Consider the following 19,653-nt stretch of genomic DNA (forward strand, 5'->3'; position numbering starts at 1 on the left):
AGAAGCCGCCTTTCCTTTTTTGACGCTCGAGACCCTCGCGCCATGGCTCATCAGAAAATCCTCATCCTTGATTTCGGCTCCCAGGTCACCCAGCTCATCGCCCGTCGCGTGCGCGAGCAGCAGGTGTACTGCGAACTGCACCCCTACGACGTTTCCGACGAGTTCGTGCGCAACTTCGGCGCCCAGGGGGTCATCCTCTCCGGTGGTCCCAACTCCGTCTACGAGGCCGAAGACTGGCGCGCACCTCAGGCCGTGTTCGAACTCGGCGTACCCGTGCTGGGCATCTGCTACGGCATGCAGACCATGGCCACGCAGCTGGGTGGCAAGGTGGAGAGCTCCGCGACGCGCGAGTTCGGCTATGCGGAGATGCGTGCCCGCGGCCACTCCCGGCTCTTCGACGGCATCGAGGATCGCAGCAATGAAGAAGGCCACGGCCTGCTGGAAGTGTGGATGAGCCACGGTGACAAGGTCACCGAACTGCCGCCAGGCTTCAAGGTCATCGGCAGCAATGAGGCTACCCCGATCGCCGCGATGGCCGATGAAGCACGCGGGTTCTACGGCGTGCAGTTCCACCCCGAGGTCACCCACACCATCAAGGGGCGCGAGATGATCGCGCGCTTCGTGCATGAGATCTGCGGCTGCGGGCACGACTGGAACATGCCCGACTACATCGCCGAGGCCGTGCAACGGATCCGCGAGCAGGTCGGCGACGAGGAGGTCATCCTCGGGCTCTCCGGTGGCGTCGACTCCTCGGTGGCCGCCGCGCTGATTCACCGTGCCATCGGCGATCAGCTCACCTGCGTGTTTGTCGACCACGGCCTGCTGCGCCTCAATGAAGGCAGGATGGTGATGGAGATGTTCGCCGGCCGTCTGCATGCGAAGGTCGTCCACGTCGATGCCACCGAGCAGTTCATGGGTCACCTCAAGGGCGTTACCGACCCCGAGCAGAAGCGCAAAATCATCGGCCGTGAGTTCGTCGAGGTCTTCCAGGCCGAGGCCGCAAAGCTGCCCCGTGCGAAGTGGCTGGCGCAAGGCACCATCTACCCCGACGTGATCGAGTCCGGTGGCGCCAAGAACAAGAAGGCCCACACCATCAAGAGCCACCACAACGTCGGCGGCCTGCCGGAGACCCTCGGCCTGAAGCTGCTCGAACCGCTGCGCGAGCTGTTCAAGGACGAAGTGCGCGAACTCGGCGTGGCCCTCGGCCTGCCGCACGACATGGTGTACCGCCATCCCTTCCCCGGTCCCGGCCTGGGGGTGCGCATCCTCGGCGAAGTGAAGCAGGAGTACGCCGACCTGCTGCGCCGCGCCGACGCCATCTTCATCGACGAACTGCGCGCCGCCGACTGGTACGACAAGACCAGCCAGGCCTTCGCCGTCTTCCTGCCGGTGAAGAGCGTCGGCGTGATGGGCGACGGCCGCACCTACGAATACGTCGTCGCGCTGCGCGCCGTGCAGACGCAGGATTTCATGACCGCGCACTGGGCGGAACTGCCGCACAGCCTGCTCGGCAAGGTCAGCAACCGCATCATCAACGAGGTGCGCGGCATCAACCGGGTGGTATACGACATCTCCGGCAAGCCGCCGGCGACCATCGAGTGGGAGTGAGTCGGACGCTGATCTTCACTTGCTGTCGAAGGTAAACACGCCGTCCCAGTCTGCAGCTGGCGGGTTTTCCCTGAAGTGCGCGATGCGCGCGCGATACAGGGTGACCAGGGCGCTGCGCTCGCCGGCGGCCTCGAGCCTGTCCAGCAGGTCGAGGGCGGTATCCCAGTGGGTGTGGCGGTAGGCATCCAGCATCGCCGCGAAGAGGTCGTGGGCCTCTTCCGGGTTGCCGGTGGAGGTCGCGTCGGCCACTGCCTCGTGGATGGTCACGGCCACATCCTTGCCCTTGACCCGGATGCGGTCGAGTTCCTGCCAGCAGATGCCGGCGCCGGCGCTTTCCCTGGTGCGTTCGCTGGCAAGGACGAGGGCGCCGTACTGCTTGGTCAGGGATTCCAGCCGCGAACCCAGATTCACCGCGTCACCCATTACCGTATAGGCCCGCCTGAACACCGACCCCATGTTGCCGACTGTCATCATGCCGGTGCTCAGACCGATGCCGATATGCAGCTGCGGCCAGCCGTGGAGAGCAAATTCGTGGCGCAGGCGTTCGGCCCGGCGCTGCATGTCGAGCGCGGCGAGCACGGCATTGCGCGCATGGTCGGGGCTGGGAATCGGTGCTCCCCAGAAGGCCATGATGGCATCACCGATGTACTTGTCCACGGTGCCGCCATGCATCTGTATGGATTCCGTCATCTCCGAAAGGTAGCGGTTGATGAGGCGGGTGAGTTCCTGGGGCGGCATGCCTTCCGAGATCGAGGTGAAGCCTCTGATGTCGGAGAACAGCACGCTCATTTCGCGACTGTCGCCCTCCATGCTGGCGAGCGCGGGGTTGGCGGCCAGTTCCTCGACGACGGCAGGTGGTACGTACTGGCCGAACAGGCCGGCGATCTGCTTTTTCGCGCGCGCCTCGACGAACAGGCTGATGACCGTATGCACGGCATAGAGTGCGAGACTCATGCACAGCAGCGTGGCGACCGGCAGTACGAGGTGCCAGGTGAGCCAGGCCTGCAGTGTTCCCCACCAGGTCAGTACGGTGACCAGGGCGATGGCGGCGAGTGAGGGCGCGGGGCCCGCACGGAACAGGAAGCTGCTCAGCAGTGCCCACAGCGCGGCGACGCAGACGGCCTCGTAGCCCAGCGTCCATGCGGGGCGGTGGCGGATGCTGCCATCGATGATGCCGGCGATCATGTTGGCGTGGATCTCCACCCCGGGGAAGGCATTGCCCACCGGGGTGGAACGCAGGTCCATCAGCCCCGGGGCGGAGGTGCCGACCAGCGCGATGCGTCCGTCGAGCTCGCCTTCAGGCAGGCGGCCCTCGAGCACGTCGGTGGCGGAAAGGTAGATGAAGCTGCCTTGCCGCCCTCGATACGGAATCAACGCGGCAGCCTGCAGATCAACGGGAATGACGCGTTCACCGAGTTGCAGCCACTCGAGGGCGCCGTAGGCTTGCGAGGCCTGCGGAAAACCGAGCTGGGGCAGCGGGGCGTTGAGGAAGTGCCTGGCCACGGCGAGCGCAAGGGCTTCATAGTACTCGCCGTCGTATTCGATCAGCAGCGGCACCCTGCGGGTCTGGCCGTCGGCGTCGAAGATGGGGGTGAAATGGCCTGCGCCACGCGAGGCAACCTGCAGTGATTCGATGTTCGCACCGAAGCCTGTGGCGCGCATGAGGCGGTCGTCGTGGCCGGCGAAGTCGCTGGCGAAGAACAGCGGGGCGGGGAGGAGGCCACTGCTGGTTGGCGTTGCCGACGTGGTGAAGTAGTAGCCGAGGATGACCGGACTGCGGGCGAGCGCGGCGGCGAAGCGCTGATCGAAGTCGAGCGTCGGGGAGAGGAGGTCGAGCTGCCGGGAGAATGCGTCGATATCGGCCAGGGGACCGGCGGCGAGCTCGCGCAGGACCTGCAGACCCGAGCTGGTGTCAGGCTCGGAGAAAACGACGTCGAAGCCGATCACGGCGACACCCTGGCGCAGGCTCAGTTCGTCGACCAGGCGCGCCAGGCGGTCACGCGGCCACGGCCAGCGGCCCTGCTCGGCGAGGCTGCGTTCGTCGATGTCGATGATGACGATGCGTGGGTCCTGTCCTGTGGCAGCACCGAGCTTGAGCCGCAGGTCGTAGCTGAGGGTTTCGATGCGCTCGACGAAACCCAGCCTCAGCACACCGAGTACGTGAGCCATGCTCAGAGCGCCGACGAGGAGGAAGGCGCACAGTCGGATCAGCCGCGAGGAGGTCATTGAGTGAAGGAGGCGCCGCACTGGCGAAGCGCCGCACCTCTAAGGAGCCCCGCCACCGCGCTTTTTGGCATACTGTCGCAATCACCGGATTCTAACCCTTGCGCAATGACTGCCAAACATAACGCTGCGACGCTGATCGTCGCCCTTGCGCTGCTGCTCTGTGCGCTTGCCCTGCTCCCGGGGCGTGCGCAGGCGCAGGCGCAGGCGCAGAACGCCATCACCGTGGTGGCCAGTGATGGCGTGCTCAACGTGCGCAAGGCCAGTGGCGCGCGGCTGCGGGTGGAGGCAGGGGGGCGGCTGGAACAGGGCGATATCGTCGAGGTGGAGGCGGCGGGGTCGGCTACACTGCAGTTCGCCGACGGGGCACAGGTGAGCCTGCGCGGCGGAACGCGGCTGCGCATCGACCTGCATCGCTACGATCCCGACAAACCGGCTCAGGACCGGCTGCATGCATCCCTGCTCGCCGGGGGGCTCAGGGTGGTTACCGGCGCAATCGGCAAGCGCGGTGACAGCGATGCCTTCCGGCTGGAGGCGCCGGCCGGCACCATCGGCATTCGCGGTACGCGTTTTACCGCCATCCTGTGCGGTATCGACGACTGCCTGCGGCGCGGCGCGGAGGGCTTGCCGGGAAGCATCGTGCTGCGTGAGAACGCTGTCTTCGTCGAGGTCGACGAGGGGGCGGTGAGCTTCGCCAACGAAGGCGGCGTCATCGAGTTGAGCGCCGGGCAGTGGGGGTATGCGAGCGATCGTGGCGCCCTGATGCAGCGCTTCGTGGTGGGCGACGGCACGCGCTTCCCTTCCTGGCTATGGCCGCGTGAAGGATCCACGCAAGGCGCCTCGGATGTGACCCTGGAGCAGGTCCATGCCTTCTATCAGGAGTTCATCGATGCCTACGGACGTGGCGATCAGCGCGCCTTGCTGCAGTTTCTTGCGCCTGGCTGGCGAGGCAGCGACGGATCATCGGTGCGCGACGTGGAGAACTACCTGAGCAACTCCTTCAGGGTGTTCGATCGCATCCAGTACCGCATCACCGGCTTTTCGGTCGAGGCTGCGGATGGCGGACGCTTGCGGGTGAGCTACAGCGTGCGCATCGTCGGGGAGAACCAGCGCCAGCGCCTGCGACACGAGGAGAGCTCGGAAGTCGTCGAGGAGCTCGGGCTGGTTGACGGCAGCTTGCGTATCCTGCGCAGCCTGAGCGGCAGCCAGTGGCTGCGCTGATTCAGGCCTGAGCGACGCACTCGGGCCGGCTGGCGGCGAGGATCGCTGCCTCATCCACGACGTCGATCTGGCCGGCGGCAAGGAAGCGTTCTGCGTAGCGATGGTAGGCCTTGCTGCGCAGGAAGACCTCGAAGATGTCGGGATCAACGTGGCCGCTGCCCGCCATGCGGGCAAGGATGCCGAGGGCAGTCGACAGGGTCATTGGCTTCTTGTAGGGGCGGTCGCTGGCGGTCAGGGCTTCGAAGATGTCGGCGATGCACATGATGCGCGCCTGTACGCTCATGTCCACGCGGGTCAGGCCGCGTGGATAGCCCCTGCCGTCCATGCGCTCATGGTGATTGCCGGCGTATTCCGGCACTCGCGCAAGGTGGCGTGGCCAGGGCAGCGCTTCGAGCATGCGCTGGGTGGATACCACGTGGTGGTTGATGATCTCGCGCTCCGCGGCCGTCAAGGTGCCGGCACGTATGCACAGATTGGCGACCTCGTCGCTGTCGAGGAGCGGGTGCGTGCTGCCATCGACGGCATGCCAGCGGTAACGCGTGGCAATCTCCCGCACGCGCTGCTGATCGGCTTCTTCCATCGCTTCCGAGCCGACATTGGCGCGGTGCAGGAAGGTGCGGTCTGCTGCCACGCGGGCGCGGAAGTCCGCCAGGGCCTGTTCTGCGGCCAGCGCATCTTCTCCGCCACGGCAGGCGCGCAGCATCTCCAGCTCGGCGTCCCGCAGGATGATCTCGAAGCGGCAGTCGACCAGGCGGATGCGATCGAAGATGGTTTCGAGCTTGGTGGCCTTGTCCACCACATGCACCGGCGTCGTGATCTTGCCGCAGTCATGCAGCAGGCCGGCGATCTCCAGTTCCTCGCGATCCTGCTCGCTCATCGAGAACCCGGCCAGCGGCCCTGCATCGTTGTCGTGCAGGGCTTCGGCGATCAGCATGGTGAGCACCGGGACGCGCTGGCAGTGGCCACCGGTATGGGGGGACTTTTCGTCGATGGCCTGGTTGATGAGGCGGGTAAAGGCGACGAACAGCGTCCTCATCTGTTCGATCAGCATGCGGTTGGTGAGCGCCACGGCGGCCTGTGAGGCGAGTGAGGCAACCAGTCCTTCGTGTGCACCGCTGAAGCGGCAGATCTGCCCGCTGTCGGGATCGAGTGCGTTGATCATCTGCAGTACGCCGATGATTTCGCCCTGATGGTCCTGCATCGGCACCGACAGGAAGGAGCGCGAGCTGTAGCCGTTGGCGGCATCGAAGCGCCGTGTGCCAGAGAAGTCGAAGCCTTCGGCGTGGCGGACGTCCTCGATGTTGATGGTATTGCCGGTGAGGGCGGTGTGGGCAACCACCAGACTGTGGTTTTCGCTGCCGTCCTCGTTGCGCAGCGGTATCTCCGGCCAGCTGGCCGGTTTGCCCGTCGTGCCGCCGTAGGCAATGCCGAGCGAGGCCGTGCGCAGGATGGCGAAGCGCAGACCGTCGCGGGCTTCGTTCATCAGGTAGAGGGTGCCGCCGTCGGCGTTGGTGATGGTCTGCGCGGCCTGCAGGATGTGTTCGAGCAGACGGTCGATCTTCTGTTCGCGCGACAGTTCGATGCCGATCTGGTTGAGATAGGCGAGTTGCTGGCTGAGGTCGCTGTGCTTGTCCATGATCCCTTCCTACTTGATGCAGACCTGACGCACCTGGCGCATGTCGGTCAGCCCCGCCAGCACCTTCTCGATGCCGTCCATCTTCAGCGTGCGCATGCCGTCGTCGAGCGCACTTGCGAGCAGTTCGTCCACCGGGGCGCGACGCAGGATGCGCTGCTTGCAGGCGTCGCTGCCGATCATCAGCTCGTGCAGGCCGATGCGCCCGGCGTAGCCGCAACCGCCGCAGGCAGGGCAGCCGCGCGCGCGGTACAGGGTGATGCGCTCCGCCGCGCCGCCCTGGCCGTCCAGCAGTCGTGCCCGCAGGGCCGCCATCGCGGCCTGCGGATCATTCCGCCAGGCCACAGTGTTATGCAGTTCACTGGCGTACTCGGCACACAGTTCGTCGATCTCGGTCTCGTCGGCGAGGTAGGGTTCGCGACAGGATGGGCACAGGCGGCGTGCCAGGCGCTGGGCAAGCACGCCGAGCAGGGCGTCGGAGAAGTTGAACGGGTCCATCCCCATGTCGAGCAGGCGGATGACCGATTCCGGGGCACTGTTGGTGTGCAGGGTTGACAGCACCAGATGGCCGGTCAAGGAAGCCTCGATGCCGATGCTGACCGTCTCATGGTCGCGCATCTCGCCGACCATGATGACATCCGGGTCGGCGCGCAGGAAGGCCCGCATCACGGTGGCGAAGTCCATCCCGGCCTTGCGGTTGATCTGTACCTGACGCAGCCCGCGCTGGGTGATTTCGACGGGGTCTTCCGCGGTCCAGATCTTGCGTTCGGGGGTGTTGAGGTGGCCGAGGATGGAGTGCAGCGTGGTGGTCTTGCCCGAGCCGGTCGGGCCGCAGACGAAGAAGATGCCATAGGGCTTGTCTATGACTGCGCGCAGACGGCTGGCGTTGTGGGTGCTGAGGCCCAGCCTGTCGAGGGCAATCGGTTCGCCGGATGCCAGCACGCGCATGACGACGTCTTCGAGGCCGTTCGCCGAAGGCAGGGTGGCGACTCGCAGCTCGATGTCCAGCGGACCGAACTTGCGAAAGCGGATCTTGCCATCCTGCGGTTTGCGACGCTCGGAGATGTCGAGGTCGCACATGATCTTGATGCGGGTGACAAGCGCGTTGCGATAGCTGGCGGGCACTTCAATGTAGTTGCGCAATTCGCCATCCTTGCGAAAGCGCACCACCGTCTTCTGCCTGCCGGGGTAGGGCTCGATGTGGATGTCTGATGCCTTCTGCTCGAAGGCATCGATGATGATCTTGTTGACCAGTCGCACGAGTTCATTGTCGGCGGCAGCGCTGACCGCGTCTCCAGCCTCGCTGTCCTGCTCCTCGTCATCCATCGAGGAGAGCAATTCACTGACCTTGTCGGCGTCATCCACGCAGTAGAACTGGTCGACCGTGCGGCGGAATTCCTCACCCGTGGTGACCCGGAAAGCGACGCGATCGGCAGCGAGAACGTTCTGCACGCTGCGGCTGGTGCGCACGCGCTCGGCGTCGGTGCTGATCACCACGACGCCGTCCTCGCTCTCTTCCACGGGCAGCCACTGGTTGGCTTCGACGAACTCCCGTTTCAGGCTGCGCAGCAGATGCACCGGCCGGATGCGGTCGCCACGGAAGGGCTCGTAAGGCAGGTCGAAGAAGGCTGCCAGGGCACGGCCCAATGCCGCCAGTGGAACCTGGAACTCGCCGTGCAGGACGTCCTCGATATCCTTGCCCTTGCGCCGCGCGCTGCGGCGCGCCAGGTCGAGCTCGCCAGCCGAGAGCACGCCCTCGGCAACAAGCCCGTCATACTTGCTGCGAAAGAGGCCAGCCCCCGGCGGACGCAGTGCCAGGGCCACGCCCAGGCTGCGGGCGAGTATTTCCGCCCCCTCGGTGACGATGTCGCTGAACGGACCACCGTCGAGCGTGTTGATCAACTGCAGCACACCCTGCAGATCGTTGTGCGAGTCGGTACACGCGACGGCGAGGACCTCCCTGCTGCGGTAGCCGGTGCGTTCGTCGACCTGGCTGAGAAAGCGCAACTCCGGATAGATGCGGCGCAACTCGTCGTCGTCGTGGGCGTCATGGATGTTTACCGTGCGCCGGGTCATTGCACAGTAGCCGGCTATGCTGCGCGGACCGACCGGAAGCCGCAGGTCCTTGAACCCACCCAGTCCGGTCTTGACGCGGGAGATGATGTTGCTGCGGTCTTCGGTGAGCGCGTAAAGCGTGAGGCGGTCGGCGCGGAACAGCGCGCAGATCTCGCCGGAAAGCTCGAGCATCAGCTCGTAGGCATCGCGGGTGCCGTGAATCCTGTTGCTCACCGCCTGCAGGCGATGCATGAAGGCGAGCCGGGGATCATCACTGTTTCCCTGGGCTGGCGGTGGCGGCGTGGCGGTCATGCGGCGCTCCTGCGCCACATGTCGAGGGCGTGGCGCGGAGCTATTCTATCAGGGCCCGTTTGCTACCACGAAAGATGAGTTCTCGATCGTTGCAGCGTCATTCAGCGTAAAGCTGAAGCGCGCTCCCGCGTCGGCTTCGCCTTCCGCCCAGATGCGCCCGCCATGGCGCTGGACGATACGGGCGACTGTGGCCAGGCCAATACCGGTGCCCTGGAAATCGCGTTCGTGGTGCAGGCGCTGGAAGGCGCCGAAGAGCTTGCCCACGTAGCGCATGTCGAAGCCGGCGCCGTTGTCCTCGACACAGAACACTTCCTCGCCGGCGGCGTTGGCGGTGCGGCCGAAGCGGATCCGGGCGGCGCTGCGGCGGGCGGTGAACTTCCACGCGTTGCCGAGCAGGTTTTCCAGTGCGATGCGCATCAGGCTGGGGTCGGCGTCGGTGAGCATGCCGGGCTCGATGTCCCAGCTGACCGCGCGTGCCGGCTCGGCTTCGGTGAGTGCGCCGGCGATCTCCCCGGCCAGCGCGCTGAGGTCGAGCGGCTGGCGACCGAGCTCGTGGCGCGAGACGCGGGCAAGGTTGAGGAGATCGTCGATCAGCACGCCCATGCGCTGCACCGCGGCGCGCATGCGCTGGAAGAGCTGGCGGGCTTCGTCGTCGAAGGCAGCGTCGTATTCGCTGGCGAGGATCACGCTGTAGCCATCGATGGCGCGCAGCGGTGCGCGCAGGTCATGGGACACCGAGTAGCTGAAGGCTTCGAGTTCCTTCAGGGCGCTGCTCAGCTGGGCGGTGCGCTCGGCGACACGGTTCTCGAGCTCGCGGTTGAGGTCGCGCATGCTGGCTTCGGTGGCCAGACGCTCGGAAATGTCCGAGGCGATGCCGAGCACGCGCAGCTCGCCATCGAGTTCGACGCTGCGGGTGAGCAGGTCGAAGGGCACGTCGTTGCCGTCGCGCATGCCCAGGTGGACGCGGGCGTGGGCTTCGCCGCTTGCCAGGGCGGTGTCGAGGGCGTGTTCGAGATGGGCACGGTCGCCGTTGGCGACCAGCGAGCGCAGCGCACGACCGTCGAGTGCTTCGTCGGCAAGGCCGACGATGTGGCTGAAGTGGCGGTTCCACATCGACAGCTGGCCGTTCCTGTCCAGCACCACCAGTGCCACCGGCAGGCTGTCGATGAGGCTGCGGGTGAACTGCAGTTCGTTCTTCAGACGTACCTCGGCGCGCTTGCGCTCGGTGATGTCGCCGATCGAACCCACCATGCGGTAGGCCTTGCCTTCGGGGTTGCGCAGGGCCAGACCGCGGGCAAGCACCCAGCGGAATTCGCCGTGCTGGTCGAAAACGCGGTACTCGCATTCGAAGTGCGGCGTTTCGCCCTTCAGGTGGGCGATGAGCATGGACTGGAAGCGCGGCCGGTCGGCGACGTGGATCAGCCGCAGCCACTCGTCGCTGGTGGTGCGCAGATGGTCGCGTTCTTCGCCGAGCAGGCTGAGCAGGCGGCTGGAGAGGAAGAGCGAGTGGGTGACCGGGTTCCAGTCCCACAGCCCTTCGTTGGTGCCGCGCATCGCCAGGGCGTAGCGGCTCTCGCTCTCCTGCAGCATGCTCTCGGCTTCGTGCAGGCGTTCGCTGGCCGCACTGGATTCCTCGTCGACGCGGGGCGGGACGTCGTCGATGCGCCTGCCGCGGAACAGCCAGGGCAGGGTGAGCAGCACGTATCCCCACAGCCACAGCCAGGGGCGCAGGGTCTTGTCGAGGCCGGCGGTGGCGATCAGCAGGTCCGCCAGCAGGGGCCACAGCAGGGCAATCGCCAGGCAGGCGGCAACCCGGCGCAGGCGTTTGCGGCGCCTGCTGCCGGCGAGGTCCGGCGAAGTTGCTGAAGGGCCCTCTTGCATGGCACAAAAGTATTACGGTGGGCAGGCCCGCACCATGGGGGTTTGCCGCACTGGGGTATACCCATCCGGGCTCCGCGCGTGCTGCGCTACACTGACGCCTGATGTTGAGACGGATGTGGGTATGACGGACGAGGATTACATGCGCGCGGCGCTCGAACAGGCGCATCTGGCGGGCAGTTGCGGAGAGGTGCCGGTAGGCGCGGTGGTGGTCTGCGAGGGCGAGATCATCGGCCGCGGCTTCAATCAGCCGATTGGCCGGCACGACCCTACTGCCCACGCCGAGGTGATGGCGCTGCGTGATGCCGCCAGCCGCCTGGGCAACTACCGCCTGCCGGGTTGTGAACTGTTCGTCACCCTTGAACCGTGTGCGATGTGCAGCGGCGCGATCATGCATGCGCGCATCGCGCGGGTGGTGTTCGGCGCCCGCGATCCCAAGACCGGGGTGGCCGGCAGCGTGCTCGACCTGTATGCCGAGCGCCGCCTCAATCACCACGCGCAGATCAGCGGCGGCGTGCTCGCCGATGCCTGCGGCGCGCTGCTGTCGTCCTTCTTCGCCGCCCGTCGCGGGCGTACCCTGAGCGCCTGAGATGCGCATCGAGATCAGCCTTGCCGGGCAGTACCTCGATCTCTTTGCCGCGGACGGTGCCCGCATCCGCCGCTATGCGGTATCGACTGCCGCCAACGGCGCCGGCGAGCAGGTCGACAGCGGCCGCACGCCGCGCGGCCGGCATTACGTGCGCGCGCGCATCGGCGCCGGCGCGCCGCTGGGAGCGGTGTTCCGCGGCCGGCGGGCAACCGGTGAGCTATGTACGCCGGCGTTTGCCGCGGCACATCCGGGACGCGACTGGATACTGACCCGCATCCTCTGGTTGTGCGGCTGCGAACCCGGCCGCAACAGGCTCGGCAAGGTCGACAGCATGCGCCGTTACATCTACATCCACGGCACGCCCGACGACCAGCCGATGGGCGAGGCGCGCTCGCACGGCTGCATCCGCATGCGCAACGCCGAGGTTGCCGAACTGTTCGAACTGGTGCCGGCGGGCACCATCGTCGAGATCCGCGAATGAGTGCCGAGGCTGCTTCCGCCATCGTCGTCCGCGTTGTCGACTGGGCACAGGCCGCGGCGCTGGCGATGCCCCTGCGCGAGCGCGTCTTCGTCGTCGAGCAGGGGGTGCCGGCGGAACTTGAGGCCGACGAGTGGGATGCCTGCAGCCGCCACGCGCTGGCCTGCACTGCCGGTGCCGAGGTGGTCGGCACCGGACGCCTGCTGCCTGACGGCCACATCGGCCGCATGGCGGTAGCGGCGGCCTGGCGCGGGCGCGGCATCGGTGCGCGGGTGCTGAACACTCTGGTCGACGCCGCCCGTGCGGCGGGGATGAGCGAGGTGGTGCTCAACGCCCAGTTACAGGCGGTGGACTTCTACCGCCGGCAGGGTTTCACGGCCTATGGCGAGATCTTCATGGATGCGGGCATCGAACACGTGGCGATGCGCCGGGTGCTCAGCGCACGAGGCTGAAGGCATGGCGGCATTCGCCGCTCAGGGCGCCTTCCGCGTCCCAGCTCCATTCGGTGAATGACACCTCGCCGTCGCGGCGCACGCTGAGCAGGGTAGAGCAGCGCGTGCCGTAGCCCGGTGCCTGCACGAATGCCGCCGACAGCCAGTGCTCCCATTGCGCGTCGATGCCGGTGTCGGGCAGCAGCTCGGCAGCGTAGCAGCCGCGATCTGTGAGTTCGCCGAGGATGGCAGCCTCATCGGGACCGTTGCGGGTGTGCTCGGCAAAGCGTTCGCGCAGGCGCGCGAGCTTGGGCCAGGGGGTATCGAGGAGGTGATTGGAGAGGCCGTACACGCCAGGCGGCAGGATGCGCACGCGGCCTGTGCTGTGTTCGAACACGCCGAGGCTGTCGCCGTCCCACAGCAGCAGGTTGAAGGGCACGTAATGCCCGCTGTGCGCGGCGAGATGGTGGAGTGTGGTGGGTACCGCAGTGCCGGCGAGCAGGCTGTCGCGCACCAGCAGGCCGCGCGACGGCGCCCCCGGGCGATGGCGCGAGGGGTCGCGATAGTTGGTCAGCGCGGCCAGCCGCCCATGCCGGCTCATCCCCAGCCAGGTGCCGCCGCCTTCGAGGTCGCGGCCGGCGAGGATGTCGGGGTAGTCCGCCCACCACGCCGCGGCCAGCGCCGGGCGGGCGTGGTACTCGTCGCGGTTGGCGGCCAGCATCAGCGGATAGTCCGCATGCTGGCGCCACGACAGCACGATCAGGCACATCGCACGAAGCGTTCGAGATGGCGCTCGGCGCTGCCGGTAAGCGCGGCGATGCGGTGGCTGACAACGGCGTCGGCAAGCGCGGCCTCGAAGGCGGCGCCGTCGGCGATCCCGCTATAGACCTCCATCCACGTCAGCGCGTCGTCACGGCGCTGCTGGAGTTCGCCGCACACGCCGCTGCGGTGCGCCAGCACGGCCTGCATGGCGCGTACCGCGGTCATTGCCGCCGCGCGGTCGCAGTCTGCGGCGAGGCGGTAGTAGACATACAGGGACAGGCTGCCGGCGTCGCCCGCCACGGCGCTCACGGCAGGGCGTAGGGCAGGTCGAGAAAGCGCAGCACAGGGCCGTCGGGCGCGCCGAGGCGGACTTCGCCGCTGTCGTGGCTGCTGGTCTGCAGCACCGCAAGGGCCTCGAAACCGCCCTGCGGGGCGGGGGCGACGTTGACCAACTGGCCGGCTGACTGCTCGCCAAAGTCGGCGGCGTAGAGGTCGGTACCCGCAACCGGAGGCGTTGTGGTGTCGATGTGGGCGCGATACATGCGCTTCTTGAGCTTGCCGAGATACTGCGTACGGGCGACGATCTCCTGGCCCGGATAGCAGCCTTTCTGGAAGCTCACTCCGCCGATGATCTCGAAGTTGAGCATCTGTGCGACGAAGGCTTCCTGGGTGGCGGCGGTGATCAGCGGCACACCGGCGCGGATCATCGCCAGCGTCCACCGCGCACTGCCCGCCGGCTGCGCGCCGGCGCCGCGCAGCGTGTCGAAGAGGGCAGGGGCCTCGGCGGCCGGTACGGCGACGACGAGGCTGTCGGCGCTGACGCGGATCACCCGCAGGGCGCCGGCGGCGACCTGCTGCATGATCTCTGCGGGGCAGGGCAGGCCGGCGCTGGCAAGCACGGCGGCGCTGTCTGCGCCACTGATGCCGAACAGCGCCAGTTCGGCACTGGCATCGCTGAGCCTGGCCTTGCTGCGCAGGATGTACATCGACAGCTTCTTCAGCATGGCGGCGTGGATGTCGGCGGACAGAGCCAGCACCACGTCGCCGCCGTCGCGCCAGATCAGCAGGCTGGCCAGCATGCGTCCCTTGGGGGAGTTGAAGCTGGAAAGCTGGGCACGCTCGCCGGGGAGCTTGTTGAGGTCGTTGGAGAGCAGGTTGTGCAGGAAGCTGGCAGCGTCCTCGCCGCTGCTGCGGATCAGGCCCAGATGCACGAGGGGCACCAGCACGGTGGCGTCGGGCGAAGGCTGGTCGGCAAAATCGATCTGTCCGTCATCAAGACGGGCGCCCTGGGGGGCGAGGAATTCGGTCCAGTGGGGAGTGGTCATCACAAGGCTTCTTGGCGGTCGCGTTGAGGGAGTGTGACAGGCTGGCGATGCAGTATTATAGGGCCCCCGGTCGGCCAGCCCGCATTTCTCACCCCGAAGCGCTGTCCGTGTGGCAGCGCTCAGGCAAACGTCGGCCGCCGAGGCGTGCCGCGCCGCGTTCCTCTGACCTTCGTGCCCATGAAAGCCTTCCTGTTGCGCTTCCTGCTCTTCGTCCTCTTCCTTGCCGGTGTCGGTGGGGCAGCGGCATGGTGGGTGCTCGAACGCCCCTTGCCGCTGGATGCGGCGCAAATCGATTTCACCGTACAGCGCGGCGCCAACATGCGTCAGGCCGCGCAACTCATCCACCGTGCCGGCGTCGGCGTCGACCCCGCGGTGCTGTACTGGGTGGCGCGCGCCAGCGGCAAGGCCGAGCGCATCATTGCCGGCAGCTACGAGGTGCATCAGGGGCTGACCCTCTGGCAGTTGCTCCTCAAGCTCTCCAATGGCGACGTCTCGCAGAGCGCACTGACCGTAGTCGAAGGCTGGAACTTCCGCCAGATGCGCGCCCTCATCGATGCCCACCCCCATCTCCTGCAGGACACCGCGGCGCTGAGCGACAGCGAACTGCTGCAGCGCATCGGCGCCAGCGAAAGCCACCCCGAAGGCCTGTTCTTTCCCGATACCTATCTTTTCGACAAGCACTCCAGCGCGCTGGCGGTCTATCGGCGCGCTTACCTGGCGATGCAGGAACGCCTGCTGGCGGCCTGGGAGGAGCGCCATCCGCAACTGCCGCTGCGCAACCCTTACGAGGCGCTGATCCTGGCCTCCATCATCGAGAAGGAAACCGGACGCGCGGACGAGCGCGGTCTGGTCGCCTCGGTGTTCATCAACCGCCTGCGCATCGGCATGCGCCTGCAGACCGACCCGACGGTGATCTACGGCTACGGCGAGGAGTTCGAGGGCCGCCTGCGCCGTCGCCACCTCGATACCGACCACCCCTGGAATACCTATACCCGGGCCGGCCTGCCGCCGACGCCGATCGCCCTGCCGGGACCGGACGCCCTGGCTGCGGCGCTGCGGCCGCCACCCAGCGAGTATTTCTACTTTGTCGCCCGCGGCGATGGCAGCAGCCAGTTCTCGCGCAACCTTGCCGATCACAACCGGGCGGTCAATCGTTATCAGCGCGGGGGAGGCGGCAGTTGAACCAGAGTCTTGCGCGCGGGCGCTTCATCACCTTCGAGGGCATCGACGGCGCCGGCAAGAGCAGTCAGATCGCCGCTGCCGTAGCCTTGCTGCAGCAACGCGGCATCGTCGTCGAGCAGAGCCGCGAACCCGGCGGCACCGCCCTCGGCGAACGTCTGCGCGAGTTGCTGCTGCATGAGGCAATGGATCTGGAGACCGAGGCGATGCTGATGTTCGCGGCGCGCCGCGAGCATCTCGCCGCACGCATCGAGCCGGCGCTGGCAGCCGGTCGCTGGGTGGTCTGCGACCGCTTCTCGGATGCCACCTATGCCTATCAGGTCGGCGGGCGCGGTCTCAGCGCGGCCAAGTTCGCTGCGCTGGAGCAGTGGGTGCATCCCGGCCTGCAACCCGACCTGACCATCCTCTTCGACCTCCCTCCCGCCATCGCCGCTGCGCGCGTGGCCTCCACCGGCCATGCGCCCGACCGTTTCGAACGCGAGCAGGGCGCCTTCTTCGAGCGTGTGCGGGCGGCCTACCTGCAGCGCGCGCAAGCGGCGCCGGCACGCATCCGCGTCATCGATGCCGGACAGACGCCGGAGCGCATCCGTGCCGAAGTCGAGGCGCTGGTCGGGGCGCTGTGTCCGCGATGATCCATCCCTGGCAGGCCGCCACCTGGACCCGTCTGTGCACACTGGGCGAGCGTCTGCCCCACGCCTTGCTGTTTGCCGGCCCCCCGGGGCTCGGCAAGCGCGACCTTGCCGAAGCGCTTGCGGCGCGCCTGCTGTGCGACGCCCCGGCTGCCGACGGCCACGCCTGCGGGCAATGTACCCCCTGCCAGTGGCGGCTGTCGGGCAATCATCCCGACCTCCAGCGGCTGATTCCCGCCGCCGACGAGGCCACCGCAGGCAGCGACGACGGTGGCGCCGACGGCGGCAAGGCGAAGTCGGCACAGATCGTCATCGAGCAGGTGCGTGCCCTGCAGGAGGGGCTGGAGGTCAGTGCCCACCATCACCGCCGCGCGGTGATCGTCGACCCGGCCGAGGCGATGAACGTATTCACCGCCAATGCCCTCCTCAAACTGCTCGAAGAGCCCCCGGCAGACTGCTTCTTCGTGCTGGTTTCATCGGCGCCGCGGCGCCTGCTGCCGACTCTGCGCAGCCGCTGCCAGCAGTGGAGCTTCAGCGCCCCCGACAGTGCGGCACTGGCGCGCTGGTCGGCGGCCCGCGACGCCGGCGCGGCAGAACTGCTGGCCCTCTGCGGCGGCCTGCCGCTGGCCGCCGAGCGCCTCGCGGCGCAGGGCGGCAAGGCCTTTCACGAACGTTTCGTGCGCGATCTCGGGCAATTGCCCGATGGTGACGTGCTGCGCCTGGCCGGGCAGTGGGAGAGCTGGCTGAAGTCGAAGGAAGCGATCGCCGCCGGTTTCGGCATGGTGATGCTGGTGGATTGGCTGCAGCGTTGGGTGGCGGACCTGGTCAGCGTGCGCCTCGGCGGACGGGTGCGTTTCTTCCCTGCGCGCAGCACCCAGTTGCAGGCGCTGGCCAAGCGCTGCAGCATTGCGGCGGCAAGCAACTGTTACAATGAGTTCGTCCGTATCCGCCGGGTCGCCCAGCACCCGCTGAATGCCCGCCTGATGCTCGAAGACATGCTGATGCGCTATGCCCGCACGTTTACCGGATCGCAACGATGAGTGAACCCGTCAGGCCCGCCGTGGCACGCCCCAGCGTGCTGTCGCTGAACATCAACTCCAAGTCGGCGCTGTACGCCGCGTACATGCCCTTCCTGCTCAATGGCGGCATCTTCGTGCCGACGCCCAAGAGCCACACCCTCGGCGACGAGGTGTTCATGCTGCTGCAGTTGATGGACGACCCCACCAAGCATCCGGTGGCCGGCAGCGTGGTGTGGGTGACGCCGCATGGCGCCCAGGGCGGCAAGACGCAGGGCGTGGGCGTGCATTTCAGCGATGACGAGGCCGGCAAGACGGTCCGGCACCGCATCGAGCAGATCCTCGCCGGCCACCTCGGCTCCTCGCGCCCCACGCACACCATCTGAACCCCTCGCGGCGGCTGCGGTCTGTCGCATGACGGCCGCGGCCGCCGTTGCGTTGACCGCCTCCCGGAACCCCGCATGTACGTTGACTCCCACTGCCACCTCGATTTTCCAGACCTGCGCGCGCGTGAGGACGAGATCCTTGCCGCGATGCACGCCAACGGGGTGAGCCACGCGCTCTGCGTGGGCGTCAAGCTCGAGGACTTTCCTGCCGTGCTGGGGCTCGCCGAGCGTCATCCGGGTCTCTACGCCTCGGTGGGCGTGCATCCCGACAACGCCGGCTGCGAGGAGCCCGATGTCGCCCGCCTGGTGGCGCTCGCCGCACACCCGCGGGTGGTGGCGATCGGCGAGACCGGTCTCGACTACCACTGGCACAAGGATGCCCCGGAGTGGCAGCGCGAGCGTTTCCGCACCCACATCCGAGCCGCCCGTGCCGCCGGCAAGCCGCTGATCATCCACACCCGCGAGGCCGCCGCAGATACCCTGCGCATCATGCGCGAGGAGGGCGCCGATGCCGTCGGTGGCGTCATGCACTGCTTCACCGAATCGCAGGCCGTCGCCGACGCCGCACTGGAGCTTGGCTTCCATATCTCGTTTTCCGGCATCGTCACCTTCAAGAGTGCGCGCGAACTCAAGGAAGTCGCCCGTCGCGTGCCGCTTGACCGCCTCCTGATCGAGACCGATGCGCCGTATCTGGCCCCCGTTCCGCACCGCGGCAAGACCAACGAACCGGCCTACGTCGTCCACGTCGCCGAGGAGATCGCCCGCCTGCGCGAACTCCCGCTGGCGCAGATCGCCGCAGCCACCACCGCCAACTTCTTCGGACTCTTCCGCCATGCCCTGCGCTGACCGCCTGTCCCGTGCCGCCGCCATCCTCGCCCTGTGCGCCGCCGCCTTCGTTGCGGTGCCGGCGCAGGCGCAAGGCACCTACGAAGCCGCGCTCAGCTCGGCGCGTCTGGGCGATACCCGCCAGCTCGTCGGCCTGCTCAATCGCGGCCTCGACGCCGATACCGTCGATCTGCAGGGCAATACCCTGCTCATCCTCGCCGCCCGCGAGGGCATGCTGAGCACCGTGCAGGCCATCCTGCAATACCGCCCGCGCGTCTCGCAGCGCAACCTGGCCGGTGACTCGGCACTGATGCTGGCCACCCTCGGTGGCCATGAAGCGGTTGCCGACGCCCTCCTCGAAGCCGGCGCCGAACTCAACCATGAGGGTTGGAACCCCTTGCTCTACGCCGCCTTCGAAGGGCGCCTGGGGCTGCTGCAGAAATTTCTCCAGCGTGGCGCCGATATCGATGCGCTGGCACCCAACCGCTCCACCGCACTGATGCTCGCCGCCCGCAACGGCCACATCGAGGTCGTCCGCACCCTGCTCGCCGCAGGCGCGGATACCGCCCTGGTCAATGATCGCGGCATCGACGCGGCAACCTGGGCGCGCCAGGTCGGCAATACCGTGATCGCCGATCTGATCGACGCCGAGCAGGCCCGGCGAGCCGGAACAGTGCGTCTGGAAATTCGCTGAACGGCGCACCGGACGGCGCTCTGCCGGCTGCGGGTTCCCTCGGCGGCCTCATCGGGGTAGCATTCGCCCTATGACGAACGTCGTGGAGACCACGCCATGCTCAGGAGCGCGTTGTTGACCCTGGCCGCAGTTGCGGCCTGGATGCCGGGCAGCGCCGCGCTGGCCAGCGAAGATCATCAGGCGGTGCAATGGGCTGCGGCCTGCTTTGCCTGCCATGGCCCCGAGGGGCGTTCGGACGGCGGCATGCCCTCGCTGGCAGGGCAGACCGCCGACGGCATGTACGCCATGCTGATCGACTTCCGCAATGGCAAGCGCAATCCCACGGTGATGCATCACCACGCCAAAGGGTATACCGAAGAACAGTTGCGCCGCATCGCCGACATCCTCGGCCGGCGTCCGAACTGAAGCG

At 67.4% G+C, this 19,653-nt stretch carries 19 protein-coding genes; 12 read left to right on the top strand and 7 right to left on the bottom strand.

The genetic code is table 11. The annotated features are described in order from the left end of the window. Positions 1-42: 42 nt before the first annotated feature. Complete coding sequence (gene guaA, locus C8261_RS00435; RefSeq protein ID WP_107491685.1) at positions 43-1,608, top strand: glutamine-hydrolyzing GMP synthase; 1,566 nt, start codon at positions 43-45, stop codon at positions 1,606-1,608. Between the two features lie 15 nt (positions 1,609-1,623). Here guaA and C8261_RS00440 read toward each other — a convergent pair whose 3' ends face one another. Then, positions 1,624-3,834: a CHASE2 domain-containing protein gene (locus C8261_RS00440; RefSeq protein ID WP_107491686.1), complete on the bottom strand. Its 2,211-nt coding sequence runs from the start codon at positions 3,832-3,834 to the stop codon at positions 1,624-1,626. 105 nt (positions 3,835-3,939) lie between these two features. On the opposite strand from C8261_RS00440, the gene C8261_RS00445 reads away from it, so the two are divergent. Then, positions 3,940-5,052: a FecR family protein gene (locus tag C8261_RS00445; protein WP_107491687.1), complete on the top strand. Its 1,113-nt coding sequence runs from the start codon at positions 3,940-3,942 to the stop codon at positions 5,050-5,052. A gap of 1 nt (position 5,053) precedes the next feature. Here the strand turns inward: C8261_RS00445 and C8261_RS00450 are convergent, their stop codons facing one another. Genes C8261_RS00450 through C8261_RS00460 form a run of 3 tightly spaced genes read right to left on the bottom strand, consistent with a single transcriptional unit; the run spans position 5,054 to position 10,933 of the window. Further along, positions 5,054-6,688, bottom strand: a complete 1,635-nt coding sequence (locus tag C8261_RS00450) for an HD family phosphohydrolase (RefSeq protein WP_107491688.1) — start codon at positions 6,686-6,688, stop codon at positions 5,054-5,056. 9 nt (positions 6,689-6,697) lie between these two features. Beyond that, positions 6,698-9,052 (bottom strand): GspE/PulE family protein, encoded by a 2,355-nt coding sequence (locus C8261_RS00455; RefSeq protein WP_107491689.1) that lies wholly within the window; start codon positions 9,050-9,052, stop codon positions 6,698-6,700. A gap of 48 nt (positions 9,053-9,100) precedes the next feature. Beyond that, complete coding sequence (locus C8261_RS00460; protein ID WP_107491690.1) at positions 9,101-10,933, bottom strand: sensor histidine kinase; 1,833 nt, start codon at positions 10,931-10,933, stop codon at positions 9,101-9,103. 121 nt (positions 10,934-11,054) lie between these two features. Between C8261_RS00460 and tadA the strand changes: the two genes are divergently transcribed. From tadA to C8261_RS00475, 3 genes are read left to right on the top strand one after another with little or no spacing between them, the layout of a single operon-like run. After that, entirely contained in the window at positions 11,055-11,519 is a 465-nt protein-coding gene (tadA, locus tag C8261_RS00465) for a tRNA adenosine(34) deaminase TadA (RefSeq protein ID WP_219905101.1), read from the top strand. A gap of 1 nt (position 11,520) precedes the next feature. Then, positions 11,521-12,000: a L,D-transpeptidase gene (locus C8261_RS00470; RefSeq protein WP_107491692.1), complete on the top strand. Its 480-nt coding sequence runs from the start codon at positions 11,521-11,523 to the stop codon at positions 11,998-12,000. Next, complete coding sequence (locus C8261_RS00475) at positions 11,997-12,449, top strand: GNAT family N-acetyltransferase (RefSeq protein WP_107491693.1); 453 nt, start codon at positions 11,997-11,999, stop codon at positions 12,447-12,449. The genes C8261_RS00470 and C8261_RS00475 overlap by 4 nt, the downstream gene beginning before the upstream one ends. Here C8261_RS00475 and C8261_RS00480 read toward each other — a convergent pair. Genes C8261_RS00480 through ygfZ form a run of 3 tightly spaced genes read right to left on the bottom strand, consistent with a single transcriptional unit; the run spans position 12,433 to position 14,515 of the window. Further along, entirely contained in the window at positions 12,433-13,197 is a 765-nt protein-coding gene (locus tag C8261_RS00480; RefSeq protein WP_107491694.1) for an NRDE family protein, read from the bottom strand. The genes C8261_RS00475 and C8261_RS00480 overlap by 17 nt on opposite strands. Next, on the bottom strand, positions 13,188-13,499 hold the full coding sequence (locus C8261_RS00485; protein WP_235864786.1) for a DUF4936 family protein: 312 nt from the start codon (positions 13,497-13,499) through the stop codon (positions 13,188-13,190). Before C8261_RS00485 ends, C8261_RS00480 begins: the two co-directional genes overlap by 10 nt. Continuing rightward, complete coding sequence (gene ygfZ, locus C8261_RS00490) at positions 13,496-14,515, bottom strand: CAF17-like 4Fe-4S cluster assembly/insertion protein YgfZ (protein ID WP_107491695.1); 1,020 nt, start codon at positions 14,513-14,515, stop codon at positions 13,496-13,498. The genes C8261_RS00485 and ygfZ overlap by 4 nt, the downstream gene beginning before the upstream one ends. A 177-nt stretch (positions 14,516-14,692) precedes the next feature. Between ygfZ and mltG the strand changes: the two genes are divergently transcribed. The 7 genes from mltG (at position 14,693) to C8261_RS00525 (ending at position 19,649) form a co-directional block, all read left to right on the top strand. Further along, on the top strand, positions 14,693-15,697 hold the full coding sequence (gene mltG / locus C8261_RS00495; RefSeq protein ID WP_107491696.1) for an endolytic transglycosylase MltG: 1,005 nt from the start codon (positions 14,693-14,695) through the stop codon (positions 15,695-15,697). Beyond that, positions 15,694-16,326, top strand: coding sequence for a dTMP kinase (gene tmk / locus C8261_RS00500; RefSeq protein ID WP_107491697.1), 633 nt, complete (start codon positions 15,694-15,696; stop codon positions 16,324-16,326). Before mltG ends, tmk begins: the two co-directional genes overlap by 4 nt. Continuing rightward, on the top strand, positions 16,323-17,363 hold the full coding sequence (gene holB, locus C8261_RS00505) for a DNA polymerase III subunit delta' (RefSeq protein WP_107491698.1): 1,041 nt from the start codon (positions 16,323-16,325) through the stop codon (positions 17,361-17,363). The genes tmk and holB overlap by 4 nt, the downstream gene beginning before the upstream one ends. After that, positions 17,360-17,725 (top strand): PilZ domain-containing protein, encoded by a 366-nt coding sequence (locus tag C8261_RS00510; RefSeq protein WP_107491699.1) that lies wholly within the window; start codon positions 17,360-17,362, stop codon positions 17,723-17,725. The genes holB and C8261_RS00510 overlap by 4 nt, the downstream gene beginning before the upstream one ends. Positions 17,726-17,800: 75 nt before the next feature. Next, a complete protein-coding gene (locus tag C8261_RS00515) occupies positions 17,801-18,571 on the top strand; it encodes a TatD family hydrolase (RefSeq protein WP_107491700.1) in 771 nt (256 codons plus the stop codon). After that, entirely contained in the window at positions 18,558-19,244 is a 687-nt protein-coding gene (locus C8261_RS00520) for an ankyrin repeat domain-containing protein (protein ID WP_107491701.1), read from the top strand. Before C8261_RS00515 ends, C8261_RS00520 begins: the two co-directional genes overlap by 14 nt. 96 nt (positions 19,245-19,340) lie before the next feature. Further along, positions 19,341-19,649 (top strand): c-type cytochrome, encoded by a 309-nt coding sequence (locus C8261_RS00525; RefSeq protein ID WP_107491702.1) that lies wholly within the window; start codon positions 19,341-19,343, stop codon positions 19,647-19,649. Positions 19,650-19,653 lie beyond the last annotated feature (4 nt).

It is taken from the genome of Pseudothauera lacus, assembly GCF_003034845.1.
Taxonomy (GTDB): Bacteria; Pseudomonadota; Gammaproteobacteria; order Burkholderiales; family Rhodocyclaceae; genus Pseudothauera; species Pseudothauera lacus.